Source organism: Microcoleus sp. A2-C3, assembly GCF_036706065.1.
Classification (GTDB): Bacteria; Cyanobacteriota; Cyanobacteriia; order Cyanobacteriales; family Microcoleaceae; genus Microcoleus.
The window spans coordinates 1-16,061 of record NZ_JAUBVX010000014.1 but is presented as its reverse complement, the minus strand read 5'-3'; the positions used below and the strand labels follow the sequence as shown (position 1 = coordinate 16,061).

Sequence of the window (16,061 nt, the reverse complement as noted above, 5' to 3'; positions counted from 1 at the left end):
GCGACCAATGAAGCTAATCTTCTTATTTGTAATGGCTTTGTTTTTGGCGACTTTTCCGATGAGTTTTTCTCTAAGTGCTGACGGCCCTCATTCTCCTGTAGTAGTTGATGGCATTCCGCTATTTTATTTGCAACCTGTCGATCGGTTTTCAGCATTAGATCGTACCGAATTTGCCAATAATTTACTGGCTGATGCGATCTCTAATGAGAAAGTCATAAATTTCGATGTGCGTAACGATCCTAATACAAGCGCTACCTCAATTTCTTTAAACAAGAATTACCTGTTGACAGTTACAGCCAACGATGTTTTACCAAACTTTTCTTTGTCTCAACAAGCTAAGGAATGGGAAAATATTCTAGAAAAGGCGGTCGCTAAGGCTAAAAAAGAACGAACTTCACAATACATTTTACAGCGAAGTTTATGGATTTTAATTGGCATAGGAATTATTATAATATTGCGCTTTTTGTTGGTAATTGTCGCCAAAATAGCTAAGTGGGAAACTGGTATTTTTACAAAGGTTTTTTTTGGTTTGGCCTGGTTAGCGATCGTCCTAGTGAGTTCGGAATGGTTCCCGGTATTGCGAAGTATTCGTTATCAGATTGTTTCCCCATTTTCTCAGCCCCAGTGGCTGATATTTTTAGGAGCATTAGGAGGGTCTTTTGTATTTAGTCAATACGCTCCAGCCTTACTGAGATTTGCCATCAAAAAGCTAGATATCCAATCAGCAGAAAATATTTATCTGGAAATTGTTCAACCGAGCGATCGCCTTGTGCAATTTTCAGTCCTCTGTATTTGTATCAGTTGGTCTCTGAACTTACTGGAAACATTAGTACCAGTTGTGTATGGGCTGCTCAAACCGATTGCTAATTTATTTGTAGTTGGCTGTTTGTATTGGTTATCCACAAAACTTACTAGCCGCTACCTGCGTACCTATGGATTGAAGTTTGGGGGGAAATTTAATCCCAGTAGCGATGATGCAATTTTAGTATTTGAGACTGTGTTTAATGTCTTTATCTTTATTGTAGCACTGGTGGCATTTGCCCGCAGCGTAAACTTTGACTTGATTGGTTTGGTTGCTAGTTTGGGGTTAGTTGGTTTAGCCGTCGCCTTTGCTGCCCAAAAAATTCTTGAACAACTCATTGCTACTTTAGTATTGTATTTAGATCGCCCTTTTGTTACTGGTGACTATATCCGTCTACCCGCTGGAGATTTGGGGAAAGTAGAAAGTATTGGCTTGCGATCGACAAAAATTCGTTCCCTCGGTACGGGTACAATTATTGTGATGCCCAACTCTATCTTAGTCAGTGTAGAAATTGAAAACGTTACTCTTGCCAAAAAAATTATGGTGTTACTGTATATGGACTTTGCAAGTGCTTTAGGAGAACGAGAATATGCCCTAGTGCAGCAAGCTATCATGGAAAAAATTGCTTTTTTATCAGGAATCGATCCTAACAGCACAAATATTGCTCTCGCCGATGGATCGGGAAAAAGATTAAGGGTGAGTTTGGCAATTTTAGGCTCTCAGGATAATGCGATCGAGGTGCGTAAACGCCTACTAGAGTTAGCAAGTGCTGAAATTGCTAAATCTCTTGCAGTCCACGGTATTGTGTTTACGATGGAAAATCCTACGGTTTATGTGCAGTCCCCTGCTACTATTTGAAGACAACGCTGCCCTTACGGAAAAACTGCTTTAAAATTTCTCCGGGATTTCTGTCCCAAGTGTCGATATGTTGGTAAATTAAGCCGTACTCATCCATTTTGTAGGTAGAGTAGCCGTTAAAGAAAATCTGAGCTTTCCAGGGTACGCGCAGTGTCCCGTGCACAGTCCAATTTGCCACAATAGTATCAGGGGCTGTCTGGCTTACGTCGTGGAGGTCGAAGTAAATCTCGTTAAAAAATAGCTGGCCGTGAAATCGCAAAGTCCAAAAGATAATGCGGTAGTTGATTTTTCCTTTAAATTTGTTGACTGGATCTTGAAAATAGATGGCTTTTGTGTAGATGTCGTAGGAGATGTCTTTCTCAAACAGCGTCGGGAGATCCGCTTTCAGGGTGTCTACTACTTGTTCTACCTGCATTTGATATTCGATCGCGCTCAAGCTACCACCTTGTGACAATATTGTGTGTAAGTTTAAATGAATAATCGCGATCGATCGCTGGAGTATCGCAGATTTGAGATTTCATCCAGTTCTGATTTTAACTCTAGCGGTATTGTCCGAGCCCACCTTTCTGCTGACCCGGACTTGGGACATCGAAACCTTGGCACAGATTTGAATGAACACCCCCACTCCTCTGACATTCTCGCAGAAATCAACAGCGGCAAGCTGTTGATGGTAGATAGCCGTCGCCGGAACGGTCTAATTTTGATTAAACGCTTTCACGCAGAGTTTGCCGGGCCGGGGGCTGCGGTTGGCGGTGCTTTTGATGTTGACTCTGTGCGGGCGATTCCGGTGGGCGATTTTTGTTTGGTTTGTCCTCAATCTCCCGAAGAAAAACAGAAAGCTTTTGAAATTCGGTGGCATTGGGTGCGGTTAACGGAACAGTTAACGCGAAAGCCTGTAGCTTTGGAACGCGCACAAATGCTTTTGACTCAGTTTGAACAATATTTTGATGGGGAAACAGTGGCACAAATTCCCGATGAAGCTTTGGCACTTTTAGTAGGCGTATTTCCCCAAACCATTCGGGCGGCGCGACAAGGAAATGATGAGTTATAAATTGGTGTAGATACCTTATGCGGCGCGCTGCTACAAGCTCCACTCGGCATTTTGCAAAACGACTCGATAGCCATCTGGGTCTTCAAAAGTCACTCCATTTTTGTCCCAGTAGGGATTGTATGAGTTTACAGGCTCAAATCCAATTGCTTTCATTCGCTCAACAGCCTGCTGCCATTCTTGTTGGTTAGGAAGGTAAAAGACAATAATATTGTCTTGAGTTGGAGCGCCACCTACAATATGTCCCCGTTGATGGATGAATTCAAGGTGGTGGCTTTCTCCTGGCATCCCAACCATTACTCCGTCAAAACCTTCATGGTTTTCAAAACTATCGAGGATTTGCAGCCCTAAACCCTCTGTGTAGAAATGAACAACTTGATCAAGGCAATCAGTTGGACGAGCAACCCGTAAAACCTTTCCTTTAAGCATATATATCTTCTCCAAAGTTATTTTTGTGTTAAGCAAAAACTGGATACCGAATATTATGAGTTGTCAAAAATTTCTGCAATGCGATCGCAAGTTCGCTGATTTTCATCTGGACTCCCTACCGTAATTCGCAAACCTCCGCCTGTGTGCCGAATCAAAGTACCTCTAGCTTTTAGCTGCTGCATGATTTGTTGGTGTGCCTTTTCTGCCGATTCGCCCTCAACCGATTTCACCCGCAGATAAACGAAGTTCGCCGCACTTGGCCAAACTTGCAATTTTTGATACTGAGTTAGGGCTGCAATTAATTTGGCTCTTTCTGCAATGATTTCGGGAATTACTGCTAGCAATAACTGCCGCTGCGCTAGGGCAAACTCGGCCGCGGTTTGCGAGAAAGTGGGAAGGTTGTAGGGGAGGCGGATTTTTTCTAAGGTGGCTGTGAGTTCGGGATGGGCGATCGCATATCCGACTCTCATTGATGCTAGTCTAAATGCTTTGGAAAATGTTCGCAAAATTATCCAATTCGGGTGTTGGTGCAATCTGTCTGCTAAGGTATTTTGGCTGAATTCAAAATAAGCTTCGTCAATTACTACTAAAATATCTTCGGGCAAACTTGACAACCATTCTATTTCATTGGTTGTTAAAGCATTGGCTGTGGGGGAATTGGGATGGACGACAAAGACGGCGCGCACGGGAGGATTTTGATTTTGGGCGTTAGCGCAGCCCTCGGAGAGGATCGCCCTTTTAGCCGCCTCAATATCAATTTCAAAATTATCCTCTTGTCGCGCAACACTGACAACGGGAATGCCGAGGGTTTGGGCGATAATTCCATACATCGAAAAGGTGGGATTGGCAACTAAAATTGAGCCTTGGCCACCCAGACAGGTTGCAATTAAGAGCGATCGAATTAGTTCGTCGGAACCGTTGCCGACAGAAATATTGTCGGCTGTAATGGCGGTTTTTGGCTGTGTAACGCCCTCTGGGCAGATATTTTGAGATGATTCGTTGACGTATTGGGCGATCGCCTGTTTGAGTGCTGCATGGCCTCCGTCGGGATAGCGATTTGTCTCAATTAACTGCTGGTAAGTCCAAGCTAGCTTTTGTTTTAATTCCTCTGGCAAATCATAGGGGCATTCGTTGGTGTCTAGGCGATCGAGTACAGTTTCCGAGTGGGCTGATTCTCCTGACGCGCCGCCCGGATGGGGAGTGTAGGCGGCAAGTTGGGCTAAGTCTTGGCGGATAAAAGGCAGCATAGTATGATTTTATGTTGGAGATTGTAGATTGTCTAATTACAATTTAGTTTGACACTATTAGGGTTATTAGTCATTAGTCTCTAATATCTAGTTGGTAAACTCTTCATTCTCACAAATAAATATAGCCTTTTTCAGAAAGATGAGGTACGCGAACGGCATAGGGCATAGGGCATAGGGCATACCTCACTTTTTCGAGAACCGCTATAAATAACTGATGACTAATGACTAATGACTAATGACTAATGACTAATGACTAATGACCAATGACTAATGACCAATGACTAATGACTATGTTAATCGCGCCACAAAGCGATGCCGCCCAACAAACCGCTCACATTCGGCACTATGTTAACCAGTGATGGTAACTGTACAACAATCTTTTTTGTATTGCCACCGCCGATGTAAAGGCGATCGTAATTAAAGAGATTTTGCAAAGACACGAGGGCTTTTTCCAGACGGCGATTCCATCTTTTCGCGCCGATTGCATCTAATGCCGATCGCCCTAATTGCTGTTCGTAAGTTTCCCCTTTGCGAAACGGGTGATGTCCTAATTCTAGATTTGGCACCAAAATACCATCGACAAATAAGGAAGAACCGAAACCGGTGCCGAGGGTAATTACTAATTCTACGCCCGTCCCAGCGATCGATCCCAATCCTTGAATATCGGCATCATTCGCCACTCGCACAGGTTTTCCCAAGCGATCTTTGAGGGTAGTTGCTAGGTCAAAATCTATCCAAGACGGATCTAAATTTACTGCGGTTTTGATGACACCGTGACGCACAACGCCGGGAAAACCCAGGGATACTCGGTCAAATTCGCCTTGTGCGCTGGCTAAAGAGGCGATCGCCTCTAGTACCGGTTCCGGTTTCGGCGGTTGAGGCGTTTCTAAACGGCTGCGTTCCGTCAGAGGTTCACCTTCAGCGTCCAAAACCATAACTTTGATGCCGCTTCCGCCAATGTCAACGGCTAAGGTGCGAGTCGATGAATCTTGTTCAGTCATTTGATTGTTGAGACTTGCAAGTTGGTCAAATTTTAATTTTTGAATTGGCAAAACTTTTGCATCGCTTCCCAAATTTCCCCTAGGACATTTCCCAAAGAATGATCGTCTTCTAATTCGATTAATTGCACCCAGGGACGGTCAGCGGCAAAACTTCTGCTAGCTTGAATCGGTATGATTGTATCATGCTTGCCGTGAAGAATTAACGTAGGGACTGACCGCATTAATTTTTCTTCAGGGTATTGAGCCATATCTGCCACAAACTGATAATTCAGCGGCAGATAACGCTGTTCGCCATAATGATAAACTGGTAAATACTCCTCGGACTGCCACTTTTCTAACTTTTGCTGTCCCAACAGCGGCAGCCAGTGAGAGAGAAATTGAAAAGCCGGCGCTAACAAAACTATTCGTTTTACCGATAATTGTCGCTGGGCCAACCAAGCCGCTGTCAAGCCGCCAAAACTTGACCCAATGATTGTAACTCCCCCTGGATTATTTACATTTTCTGCCGGAGATGGGGAGGATTGGGTTTGCCAAAATTCTGTTTCTATTTGGTTTAATTGGCGGGTGAGGGTGAGGCTGGAAAAATCGTTTTGATTGAGATCGGGAGTTTTGAGATCGATTCCTAGGGAAGAAAAGTGCGATCGGAAATATTTAGCCTTAGCTGAATCTGGACTTGAAGCAAATCCGTGTAAATAAATGTAAGTTGAATCGTTTTGTAGATTCATCCAGAAAATTTTATGAAATTTACCAACTAATTATTTTAACTTAAATTAGTAAGGTACGCAATTCTTTTGTAGGGTGTGCACCGCGCACCGGTCGCTATAGCTAGCGCGTCAAACCACTTTTCGCCTAAGTCCTATTGATCTCTAGCTGCTTACAGCCAATCCTCCTGTGTGCAGTGCCCACCCTACAATTAACTTAAATTAGTAAGGTGTCCAGTGCGTACAGGAGGATTATTAAGGTGTGCAATGCACACCCTAGGATTAACTCAAAATTACTTGTATTTTACTGCGGTTTTTGGCTGTTTTGCCTCCGGGTTTTAGCAGCTTCCCTGCGCTGCTGCATCATTTGAGATAGTTGGCTGCGCTGTTCGGGGGTGAGCACTTCTCGCATTCCTAGCATACTTTCAAATTGCGCTTCTTCTAACTGCTGTCTCAATCCCATGATTTGACGGTTTTTATCGCGCATTTGGCTGGCATTTGATGTCGCACTAGACATCATTGTTTCCAATTCTTGTCTGGCTTGGCGGACGGCTTGCATTCGCTGGGAAACTTGGTCTTTGTAGCGATCGCGCACAGCCTGCATTTTCTGCTTTTGGTCAGCGCTTAAATTGAGTTGCTCGAACAGCCCGCCTTTCTTGCCAGCGGGTCGATTGGGAGGCTGGTTTTGGGCAATTGTTTCTGCTTTGGCGGGGGCAGAAACGGCTGTCGCAGCGGCTGTAGTGCCGAGGGTTAACATTAAAACTGCTAGGGCAGAAATTCGGCGAATAGACATGAAAATTACCTCTTTGAGATTAGTTATTTGTTGGCTGTTCGCTGTCAGGGGTGACAGCGTAATTAAACAAGTCAGTTGGCGAGCGTTCCAGCAAGTTGTCCGCTGAAGGCTCCTTCAATACAGCCTCCCAGTTATTGACCAGAAATGCTTCTAGGTGTGCTGCCTCATCCTTCTGATGTTGTGCGGTAACTAAGACGCGATAACCCGATCCAAAAACTAGCAGACTTGCAGCGATCGCAGTAGGAAAAGCCCATTTGGGAAAACGGAGGATTTTTGACTTTTTAGTAGTCTCGCTCGCTCGCGCTTCTCCTAGATGATTTGACTCTACCGTCGCCTCATTCCTGTCTATGGCTGCTAAAAGTTTTAGCTCAAAATCTGGGGCAGATTCCGGAACATCTGGGCGATATTGCTTTAAAAAATTAACTAATTTGTCGTCACTATTTCCGTCCTTCATAGTTCGTGAACTCCCTGTTTTTGCAAAAATTGCCGCATAGCATTTCTGGCATAAAACACGCGAGATTTGACAGTCCCTGATGGCAGTCCCAAAATTTGGGATACTTCTTTTTGCGGGATATCTTCTAGGTCGTGCAACACCAAAACGCTGCGGTGTTCAAAGCTCAATTGATCCAGTCCCTGCTGCACTAAATCTTGATAGTGTAACTGCATCAAGTCGGATGTGTGATTGTTAACAATAACTCGATCCATTGTTTCTTGATTTTTGAGCTTGGAGTCAAAAGAATGCTGTTTAGCAAATGCTTGTCTTTGGTCGGAAGCCACATTCCATGTAATTCGATAAAGCCAAGTAGCAAAATTTTCCTGTTGCTTGAGTTTGGGTAATCCTTTCCAAACCCGCAGGAATACTTCTTGTGCTAAATCGTCTAGCAGTGACGGCCCACAAAGTTGGTAAAGGGTTGACCTGACTTTGTGTTGGTAGCGTTGGTAAAGATAGCGAAAGGAAGTACGATCGCCCTTTAAGCATTTATCAACTAAGTCGGAGTCGGAACAGTCATCGGTTAAAACATTGGCTGACACACCTAACACCTGTGAAGTATCCCTCACCTGTTCGTTATCTGAAGTGTTTAGACAGGACGATCTCGAAAAAGGTTCAAATTATTTAAAATTCTTTTTTAATGAGGTGGCAGGTAGATCAGACAGGTAGATCGGACGTACGGTTGAAACCGCGCCTATACAGACAAAACCCGGATGGTGCGCGGGTTGAAGATCGTCTTCAGTCCGCGTCGGCGGACATTGTTTGTGTAGACGCGGTTTCAACCGCCGTCTTTTCTTTACCGCAGAGTCACAAACTCTTCAGCAGTCGATGGGTGAATGCCAATAGTCACGTCGAAATCTTTCTTCGTCGCTCCCATATTAACGGCGATCGCCATTCCTTGAATAATCTCGCCCGCGTCTTTCCCCACCATGTGTACGCCCAAAACGCGATCGGTATTAGTCTCAACAATTAACTTGACAAAAGTCTTCTCATCTGCACCTGTCAAAGAGTGAAACATTGGTCGAAACTTGGCTGTGTAGCACTTAATAGAGTCGCCAAATTTAGCTTTTGCTTGCTCTTCGCTTAAGCCGACTGTAGCAGCTTCCGGCTGGGAAAATACCGCTGATGCCACATTTTCGTGACTGATTGCTCTCGGATTGTTGCCAAATTCCGTATCAGCAAAAGCGCGTCCTTCGGCGATCGCAATTGGCGTTAAATTAATCCGATTGGTGCAATCTCCGACGGCAAAAATGTGCGGTTGACTGGTGCGGCTGTCTTTAGTAACTACGATCGCACCTTTCTCGGTTTCAACTCCCGCATTTTCCAAACCCAATTTTTCCAAGTTGGGCGATCGTCCAGTAGCGCACAAAAGTGCATCAACTGTCAAGGTTTCTTCGGATTCTCCCGACAAAGTTAATTTTAAGCCTTCCGGGGTTTTTTCAATTTTGGCGATCGAGCTTCCCGTCACAAAATTAATCCCGTGCTTAACCATTCCTTCCTGCACGTTAGTGCGAAGTTCTCCATCAAAGTCGTTCAAAATTAAATCACGTCGGATGATTTGAGTTACTTGACTTCCCAAACCGTTCATAATGCAGGCAAATTCAACGCCGATGTAACCTCCTCCCCAAATTGCCAACCGTTTCGGCTGCTCTTTTATCAAGAAGATTTCGCGGGAAGTAATCGCGTGTTCGATACCAGGAATATCGACTCTGTGAGCTTCGCCACCGACTGCAATTAAGATTTTAGCGGCGGTGTATTTTTTATCACCAACTTCGACGGTGTGGGCATCGATAAATTTGGCGTATCCTGAGATTAATTCCACTCCGGCTTTTTCAAGAAAGCTGATGTGCAGTTTGCTCAGCCGCCGCACTTCTGTGTCTACGCTGGTGACGAGTTTTTCCCAATCGAAACTGCTTTCTACTGGACTCCAACCGTAGCCGATCGCATCTTCGTACAGGTGCGAAAATGTAGAGGCGTAAACCATCAGTTTTTTGGGGACACAGCCGCGAATTACGCAGGTGCCGCCTACCAAGTCATTTTCGGCGATCGCCACCTTCGCCCCGTAGGATGCCGCCCGCTTGGAACTAGCCAATCCGCCGGAGCCCGCACCTATCACAAACAAGTCGTAGTCGTATGTCATAATTCTCGTTAGTTTCCTATCTCTATTTTACCAATTTTACGCTTTACTTTTCTTAATGATATCTCAAAATTTTTTTGTTTTTTTTGGGGTCAACTACTTTACTTCTTCCGTTTGACATGGTATTATTAAATAATAGAAATCTGTGCGTTAATTTTAAAATCGCTCACACTCCCATTATTAGAGTATAGCACAAGCAATCGCCAAAAAACATATAAAAATGTAACTATTTTTGGGCGGCCGCCGATGAGGGAATTGAGAAAATTGGTAATTGCTTTAACCGAAAAGACCGCCAGGGGTTTAAACCCCTGTCTAATAGCCAAAGTCCTCGGTCGAGGACTAATGAGGGAAGGATGAATTCTTTAGTTTTATTAAAGGACGTTTGGATAGGACTGATAAGTTCTTCAGTCCTCTTGAGAGGACTTTCGCTATGAGGCAGGGGTTTAAACCCCTGCCGGACTGTGGGTTAAACGCAGAACCGACTGCGAGTTTAACATTTTGGTTGACAACAATCGCACTGGAATTACCCTAAAGTTTTTTGAGCTTCACAAATCATTGATAATTGCTATATTATAAACATAAATTTATTTTTAGGCTAGCTTTATGATCGAGTGGCTGGTACTCTGGGGAGCAACGGAAGCAGCAGGCATTATCGTCAAACCCATCTTAGAAGAATTAGTCAAAGACGGCGCGAAGGATTTTGCTAAAGATTTTTTTAAAGATTCCCTAAAAAACGTCATATTTGGCGAAAAAGACCCGCGACAAATCGCTACGGGCAAAGCGCTGAAAAAGTTTTTGGAGTTAGTGCAACAGCAGTTGAAAATCAGCGGACTTTCCCCAGAACAGATTAAGCTGTATATTAAAGATGTTAAAAAGTTTATCAGCAACAAGTCAGTTAAGGAAATTTTGGGTAAGGGCTTTGAGAGCGATCGCGAATCCCTCGATGCAGAAATTCTCGAAACAACCTGGACTCAACTAGATTTAGCTGCTTTACCCGCCAGATTTAAGTGGCAAATTATCGCCAATCAGTATCTCGCCGAAGTTCAAGAAATTCTCTTTGACTCAAAAGATTTGCGGGATATCTTGAATGCTCAAAATCTGGATAGCATTCAGAAAAATACTCAAGAGATAGCTGGGATTATCCCCGATTTTGACTTGAGGCAATATCAAGAGGCTTTGTGCGAACGTTACAGCAATCTGGATTTAAGCAGCGTCGATAGCAATACCTACGATTATCGAGAAAAGCTGAAAGTTTGGCAAATTTTTATTGTGCAAGATGTGCGCTTAATTTACGAGTCATTTCTGCCACAAGCTTACGAAATTCCCAAGGAACATCAACGGCGGTTGCAAGATTGCGATCGATTAGACGCGATCGAACTTGAAAATTTAGAGAAATATCGACACGGTTATTTATCTCAGCCAATCGTCTCGGTGTTAGATGTGATCAATGACAAGTCAAATTATCCCTACATTGTGATTTTAGGCGATCCGGGTTCGGGCAAATCTACTCTGTTACAATATTTAGCATTAACCTGGGCGCGATCGCCTTTAAATAGCGTAACATCTCTCCCGATTCCGCTGCTAATAGAATTGCGGATTTACATTCGCAACGTGGAATTAGGACATTGCCAGAATTTTCTGGAATTTTGCCATAAAAATTCCGGTTTTATTTGTGACTTAAATCAGCATCAATTGCAGGAAAAGCTTAAAGCTGGCGACGCTGTGGTGATGTTCGACGGGTTAGATGAAATTTTCGATTCCGGGAAACGAGAAGATGTAATTACGGCGATTCATCGATTTACCAATCAGTATCCGCGCGTGCGAGTGATTGTCACGTCTCGGATTATTGGTTACAAACCTCAACGGTTGCAAGATGCGGAGTTTCATCACTTTATTCTCCAAGACTTGAATCCGGCACAGATTCAGGATTTTGTGCACCGCTGGCATGAGTTGACTTTTACGGATGCTAGGGAAAAAGTGCGAATTTGCGATCGGATGAAAAGAGCGCTAGAGTATTCATCAACGATTCAAGATTTAGCGGGAAATCCGTTATTGTTAACGATTATGGCGATTTTGAATCGCAGTCAAGAATTGCCGAGAGACAGGGCAGAACTTTACAATCAAGCTTCGCGGGTATTGCTCTATCAATGGGATGTGGAAAGGTCTTTAGTAGAGGATAGCAGGCTCGATCCAAAAACGATCGATGCTAAAGATAAGCAAGAAATGTTGCGGCGAGTTGCTTGGAAAATGCAGGCAGCACCTGAAGGGTTGTCTGGCAATATTATTAGTGCGGAAGATTTGGAGGATATTCTGACAGCATATCTGAAGAATAAAGATTTTGACCAACCGAGAAACCGGGCGAAGTTAATCATTCATCAACTGCGAACGCGCAACTTTATTTTATGTTTTTTGGGTGCGGATACTTACGGGTTTATACATCGAACTTTCTTGGAATATTTCTGTGCGTCGCAAGTGGTAGAGAGATTTGAGAAGACGCGAGAACTTTCTTTAGATGAGTTGAAAACAGAGGTTTTTGGCCCGCATTGGCATGATGAATCTTGGCAGGAAGTTTTGTGCTTGATTGCAGGATTGATTGATGGACGGTTTACAGGGAAATTGATTGAGTTTTTGATTGAACAGTCTGAGGAATTTGAAAATTGTCAGAGCCTGTTTTTGGCTGCAAAGTGTTTGAACGAGGTGAGAAATAGAAAAATTATTGCTGGGATTGATAGTGAATTTCTTGAACGTTTAAAAGAGTTAACGAAGTGCCCTCTCAGCGAGCATAGCATAGGTTTTCATGTAAATGGCAAAGAAATTGAACTAATTAGGGAAATTCATACTCAAGCAGTAAGTGCGATCGCCTTGACTTGGAAAGATGACCCTAAAACCTTACTTTGGCTCAAACAACTGGCTCAATCTGATGGTGAAAATTGGGGTGTACGATATGCCGCAATCCAAGCATTAGCATGGGGATGGAAAGATGATTCCGAAATCTTACCTTTCCTCAAACAAATGGCTCAATCTCAAGATGACAATTGGGCCGTGCGACAAGCAGCAGTCCAAGAATTAGTACGTGGCTGGAAAAATGACTCAGAAACTTTACCCACTCTCAAACAAATAGCTCAATCTGATAATGATGATTACCTTGTGCGGCGTTTAGCAGTCCAAGAACTAGCATACGGATGGAAAGATGATCCTGAGACATTACCTATCATCAAACAAGTAGCTAAATTTCGCGGTGGTTGCGTTGTGCAAAGTGCAGCAGTCAAAGAATTAGTGAGATGGTGGAAAGATGACTGCGAAACATTACCTATTATTAAACAACTAGCTCAATATGGTGAGGATTCAAATGTGAGAGAAGCAGCAATTCAAGAATTAGCACGGGAGTGGCAAGATGACCAGGAAATCTTAGATATTCTCAAACAACGCGCTCAATATGATGATGATTCGGATGTCCGAGAAGTAGCAGTCCAAAAATTAGCACGTGGGTGGAAAGATGACCATGAAATCTTACCTATTCTCAAAAAATGCGCTCAATATGATAATGATTCAAATGTACGAATTGCCGCATTTTTAGAATTAGTACGTGGGTGGAAAGATGATCATGAAATCTTACCTATCCTTAAACAATGCGCTCAATATGATGATGATTGGACTGTGCGATATACAGCAGTCCAAGAATTACCACGGGGGTGGAAAGATGACCCAAAAACATTAGAAATACTTCGCGATCGATTTGTCAACGATCCAGATGAAAAAGTCCGCAAGTTTGCCGAGATACAATTGGCAAAACTAGACAAGCTGTGATATAAACAAAAAAAGGAGAAACAAGTTATGACTGTAGCCACTAAGATCCCCCAAGCTTATGCAGAAATAGTTGAGTTTTTTGCTGCTGGCGCTACTCCCGAAAGCATTCTCAACTTTCAACTATCCGAAGAAGCAAAAGAGCATATCGCCGACCTAATTTATGCACACAATAACGAAGGTTTAACCACCGATGAAAAAACCGAATTAGACAACTATCTAATCCTAGAACATCTGATAACTCTTATCAAAGCAGTCGCTCACAAACACGTCGTCAAAGAGTAAGTTTTTTATGCCTCGTCCTTACATTAATGCCGAACTTAGGCGTTTAGTTGCTCTCCGTGCCGATCGCATTTGCGAATACTGCCTCATTGCAGAGACAGACAGAGCATCAGGCTGTCAAGTTGACCACATCATCAGCGTCAAACATGGTGGAGAAACAACAGCCGATAACCTCGCCTATGCTTGTGTTTTCTGCAACCTCCAGAAAGGAACAGATTTAGGATCAATTGTTTGGCGCACTGGAGAATTGGTGCGTTTTTTTAACCCGCGTAGAGATTTTTGGGGAGAACATTTTCGCTTAGACAAAGCTGCGATTCAACCACAAACAGATATTGGAGAAGTAACAGCACGAATTCTAGAATTTAATCACAATGAGCGGATTAGAGAGCGACAAATCTTCATAGACTTTGGTGCATATCCGTCACCAGCCGCGCAACAACGGATGACCCAGTAAATCAAGAAACATCACCCAATAATAGTATAATTAAGATCGGATAGTTTTCGGAGACAACCACTATGCAAGTCACGACCGAACAAATTATTTATCCATCCAGCGACGGCCAACCAATGGCAGATAGTACGACTCAATTTGATTTAATGGTCAAAATTCAAGAGGGTTGCGAGTCGCTGTTTAAAAAAGATCCAAACGTATTTGTAGCAGCAGATTTACTGTGGTATCCGGTTGAGGGAAGAAATGACATCTTTCAAGCACCGGATACAATGGTAATCTTTGGCAGACCCAAAGGTGACAGACTTTCCTATCTACAATTTCGCGAAGATAATATTGCTCCTCAATTCGTGTTTGAGATTCGCTCTTACAAAGACACTCAAACAAAAATGGACGAGAAATTTTCATTTTATAATCGCTATGGAGTTGAAGAATATTACGTTTATGAGCTAGATGAAGATGAAAAAAAATTGAGCGGTTGGCAAAGAATGGAAGGAAATTTAGAAGTAATCGAGCAGATGCGGGGATGGGTAAGTCCGAGATTGGGAATTCGATTTGAGTTGGGCGAAGATGGGTTAGAAGTTTATAAACCTAATGGACAAAAGTTTCTTTCCCATTTAGAATTGATGGAAAAGATAGAATTAAACCGTCAGCGCAGAAAACAAGCAGATCAAATATACGAACAAGCATCTCAAAAAGCTGAACAATCAGCTCAAAAAGCCGAACAAGTATCTCAGAGAATAGAACGTTTAGCAGCAAAACTACGCGAATTAAACATCGATCCCGATCGCATTTAAGCGACAAATTGTTTAATCTAGGACTTATTCATTAAGACCAAAGAAACCGGGTTTTTTATCGTTTTTGCGGGCTATAACGAATTGTTTTCGCGAAAAAACCCGGTTTCCGACCCGCGCGTGCGTAAGTCCTATAAGCGTCCAAACGATCGCCCTTCCACCCACCAAAACCTCTCAGAAGTGTTAACTTAGTAGTACATTGTGTCGATCGCACATAAAAACAAATGCCTGAACTACAAACCCAGACCCACCAAGACCTCCACCTCCAAGACACCTCAAAACCCGTCATCGTCGGCCTGCAAGACGTAACAAAAGTGTACGGCATCGGCGACCTAGAAGTGCGCGCCCTAAACGGCGTAAGTTTGACAGTCACGCAAGGAGAATATTGCTCGATTATGGGCGCATCGGGTTCTGGCAAATCTACAGCCATGAATATTATCGGTTGTCTCGATCGACCTACGAGCGGCAGTTACTACCTAGACGGCGTAGATGTCGCCCAAATGCCCGAAGCAGAATTAGCCGGAATTCGCAATTTAAAATTAGGTTTTGTTTTCCAACAATTTCACCTGCTAGCTCAATTAACAGCCTTAGAAAATGTCATGTTACCGATGGTTTATGCAGGCATTCCCGCAGCCGAAAGACGCGAACGCGGCGTAGACGCTTTAACGAAAGTAGGCCTGCAAAGTCGGCTTCAAAATAAACCTAATCAACTATCAGGAGGACAGCAGCAGCGGGTAGCCATCGCCCGGGCTATTGTCAACCGTCCGGTGTTGTTGCTTGCAGATGAACCGACTGGTGCATTGGATACTAAAACTACCCAAGAAGTAATGGATATTTTTACAGAATTTAATGAAGCCGGTATGACTGTTGTGATGGTGACTCACGAACCGGAAGTAGCGCGCCAAACTCGCCGGGTTGTCTGGTTCCGCGATGGTCAAGTTATTCATAATAATCTGAATCCGGCAGAACTTTCACACGCGGTATTTTAATGCCAATTTCAAAATTTTTGCTATAAGTGTCAATCTGATAGCAATCCTTAAAAGTAGCTGTTTCCCGCGCCGGACACGGTAGTGCCGTTTCGCTACAGATGCTCTCTACTTGTTACCATCCTGGATCATTGAAACCCGTTAACCAATGACTAATCACTACTCAATACTTCTCGGTTAAGCCCTATCGTCAAGTAAACTGGTGTTGATTCGTGGATCAGCGAGGGTAAAATTGATGGCA

The 16,061-nt window shown here is 43.5% G+C and carries 16 protein-coding genes; 7 read left to right on the top strand and 9 right to left on the bottom strand.

The window, feature by feature from the left end; genetic code table 11:
* Positions 1-7: 7 nt before the first annotated feature.
* Positions 8-1,660, top strand: a complete 1,653-nt coding sequence (locus QUB66_RS10220; protein WP_332969666.1) for a mechanosensitive ion channel family protein — start codon at positions 8-10, stop codon at positions 1,658-1,660.
* Here the strand turns inward: QUB66_RS10220 and QUB66_RS10215 are convergent.
* Positions 1,653-2,075, bottom strand: a complete 423-nt coding sequence (locus tag QUB66_RS10215; protein ID WP_332969692.1) for a DUF2358 domain-containing protein — start codon at positions 2,073-2,075, stop codon at positions 1,653-1,655. The genes QUB66_RS10220 and QUB66_RS10215 overlap by 8 nt on opposite strands.
* A gap of 57 nt (positions 2,076-2,132) precedes the next feature.
* Between QUB66_RS10215 and QUB66_RS10210 the strand changes: the two genes are divergently transcribed.
* The gene (locus QUB66_RS10210) at positions 2,133-2,711 is read left to right on the top strand and encodes a hypothetical protein (protein WP_332969665.1); all 579 of its coding nucleotides are present in this window, start codon (positions 2,133-2,135) and stop codon (positions 2,709-2,711) included.
* A gap of 30 nt (positions 2,712-2,741) precedes the next feature.
* On the opposite strand, the gene QUB66_RS10205 is transcribed toward QUB66_RS10210, so the two are convergent.
* The 8 genes from QUB66_RS10205 to gor all read right to left on the bottom strand — a co-directional run bounded on the left by QUB66_RS10205 (position 2,742) and on the right by gor (position 9,509).
* A complete protein-coding gene (locus tag QUB66_RS10205; protein WP_265237708.1) occupies positions 2,742-3,137 on the bottom strand; it encodes a VOC family protein in 396 nt (131 codons plus the stop codon).
* Between the two features lie 53 nt (positions 3,138-3,190).
* A complete protein-coding gene (locus QUB66_RS10200) occupies positions 3,191-4,384 on the bottom strand; it encodes a histidinol-phosphate transaminase (RefSeq protein ID WP_332969664.1) in 1,194 nt (397 codons plus the stop codon).
* A 293-nt stretch (positions 4,385-4,677) separates the two neighbouring features.
* Positions 4,678-5,385 carry an ROK family protein gene (locus tag QUB66_RS10195; protein WP_265237704.1) on the bottom strand — a complete coding sequence of 236 codons (708 nt, stop codon included), beginning with the start codon at positions 5,383-5,385 and terminating at the stop codon, positions 4,678-4,680.
* A gap of 32 nt (positions 5,386-5,417) precedes the next feature.
* Positions 5,418-6,110 carry a YqiA/YcfP family alpha/beta fold hydrolase gene (locus QUB66_RS10190; protein WP_332969663.1) on the bottom strand — a complete coding sequence of 231 codons (693 nt, stop codon included), beginning with the start codon at positions 6,108-6,110 and terminating at the stop codon, positions 5,418-5,420.
* Positions 6,111-6,390: 280 nt separating this feature from the next.
* Positions 6,391-6,879, bottom strand: coding sequence for a Spy/CpxP family protein refolding chaperone (locus QUB66_RS10185; RefSeq protein WP_265237700.1), 489 nt, complete (start codon positions 6,877-6,879; stop codon positions 6,391-6,393).
* Between the two features lie 19 nt (positions 6,880-6,898).
* Positions 6,899-7,333: a hypothetical protein gene (locus tag QUB66_RS10180; protein ID WP_332969662.1), complete on the bottom strand. Its 435-nt coding sequence runs from the start codon at positions 7,331-7,333 to the stop codon at positions 6,899-6,901.
* Complete coding sequence (locus tag QUB66_RS10175; protein ID WP_332969691.1) at positions 7,330-7,920, bottom strand: sigma-70 family RNA polymerase sigma factor; 591 nt, start codon at positions 7,918-7,920, stop codon at positions 7,330-7,332. The genes QUB66_RS10180 and QUB66_RS10175 overlap by 4 nt, the downstream gene beginning before the upstream one ends.
* 245 nt (positions 7,921-8,165) lie before the next feature.
* Positions 8,166-9,509: a glutathione-disulfide reductase gene (gene gor / locus QUB66_RS10170; RefSeq protein WP_332969661.1), complete on the bottom strand. Its 1,344-nt coding sequence runs from the start codon at positions 9,507-9,509 to the stop codon at positions 8,166-8,168.
* A 600-nt stretch (positions 9,510-10,109) separates the two neighbouring features.
* On the opposite strand from gor, the gene QUB66_RS10165 reads away from it, so the two are divergent.
* From QUB66_RS10165 to QUB66_RS10145, 5 genes are all read left to right on the top strand, one after another.
* Positions 10,110-13,313 (top strand): NACHT domain-containing protein, encoded by a 3,204-nt coding sequence (locus QUB66_RS10165; RefSeq protein WP_332969660.1) that lies wholly within the window; start codon positions 10,110-10,112, stop codon positions 13,311-13,313.
* Between the two features lie 27 nt (positions 13,314-13,340).
* Complete coding sequence (locus tag QUB66_RS10160) at positions 13,341-13,595, top strand: hypothetical protein (protein ID WP_332969659.1); 255 nt, start codon at positions 13,341-13,343, stop codon at positions 13,593-13,595.
* A gap of 7 nt (positions 13,596-13,602) precedes the next feature.
* Positions 13,603-14,046, top strand: a complete 444-nt coding sequence (locus tag QUB66_RS10155; protein ID WP_265237688.1) for an HNH endonuclease — start codon at positions 13,603-13,605, stop codon at positions 14,044-14,046.
* 62 nt (positions 14,047-14,108) lie between these two features.
* Positions 14,109-14,837 carry a Uma2 family endonuclease gene (locus QUB66_RS10150; protein ID WP_332969657.1) on the top strand — a complete coding sequence of 243 codons (729 nt, stop codon included), beginning with the start codon at positions 14,109-14,111 and terminating at the stop codon, positions 14,835-14,837.
* 221 nt (positions 14,838-15,058) lie between these two features.
* The gene (locus QUB66_RS10145) at positions 15,059-15,823 is read left to right on the top strand and encodes an ABC transporter ATP-binding protein (protein ID WP_332969655.1); all 765 of its coding nucleotides are present in this window, start codon (positions 15,059-15,061) and stop codon (positions 15,821-15,823) included.
* Positions 15,824-16,061: the final 238 nt, after the last annotated feature.

Coding starts and splice junctions, on each gene's coding strand:
- QUB66_RS10220 (WP_332969666.1), top strand. CDS start 8: ATGAAGCTAATCTTCTTATTTGTAATGGCTTTGTTTTTGGCGACTTTT.
- QUB66_RS10215 (WP_332969692.1), bottom strand. CDS start 2,075: ATGCAGGTAGAACAAGTAGTAGACACCCTGAAAGCGGATCTCCCGACG.
- QUB66_RS10210 (WP_332969665.1), top strand. CDS start 2,133: ATGAATAATCGCGATCGATCGCTGGAGTATCGCAGATTTGAGATTTCA.
- QUB66_RS10205 (WP_265237708.1), bottom strand. CDS start 3,137: ATGCTTAAAGGAAAGGTTTTACGGGTTGCTCGTCCAACTGATTGCCTT.
- QUB66_RS10200 (WP_332969664.1), bottom strand. CDS start 4,384: ATGCTGCCTTTTATCCGCCAAGACTTAGCCCAACTTGCCGCCTACACT.
- QUB66_RS10195 (WP_265237704.1), bottom strand. CDS start 5,385: ATGACTGAACAAGATTCATCGACTCGCACCTTAGCCGTTGACATTGGC.
- QUB66_RS10190 (WP_332969663.1), bottom strand. CDS start 6,110: ATGAATCTACAAAACGATTCAACTTACATTTATTTACACGGATTTGCT.
- QUB66_RS10185 (WP_265237700.1), bottom strand. CDS start 6,879: ATGTCTATTCGCCGAATTTCTGCCCTAGCAGTTTTAATGTTAACCCTC.
- QUB66_RS10180 (WP_332969662.1), bottom strand. CDS start 7,333: ATGAAGGACGGAAATAGTGACGACAAATTAGTTAATTTTTTAAAGCAA.
- gor (WP_332969661.1), bottom strand. CDS start 9,509: ATGACATACGACTACGACTTGTTTGTGATAGGTGCGGGCTCCGGCGGA.
- QUB66_RS10165 (WP_332969660.1), top strand. CDS start 10,110: ATGATCGAGTGGCTGGTACTCTGGGGAGCAACGGAAGCAGCAGGCATT.
- QUB66_RS10160 (WP_332969659.1), top strand. CDS start 13,341: ATGACTGTAGCCACTAAGATCCCCCAAGCTTATGCAGAAATAGTTGAG.
- QUB66_RS10155 (WP_265237688.1), top strand. CDS start 13,603: ATGCCTCGTCCTTACATTAATGCCGAACTTAGGCGTTTAGTTGCTCTC.
- QUB66_RS10150 (WP_332969657.1), top strand. CDS start 14,109: ATGCAAGTCACGACCGAACAAATTATTTATCCATCCAGCGACGGCCAA.
- QUB66_RS10145 (WP_332969655.1), top strand. CDS start 15,059: ATGCCTGAACTACAAACCCAGACCCACCAAGACCTCCACCTCCAAGAC.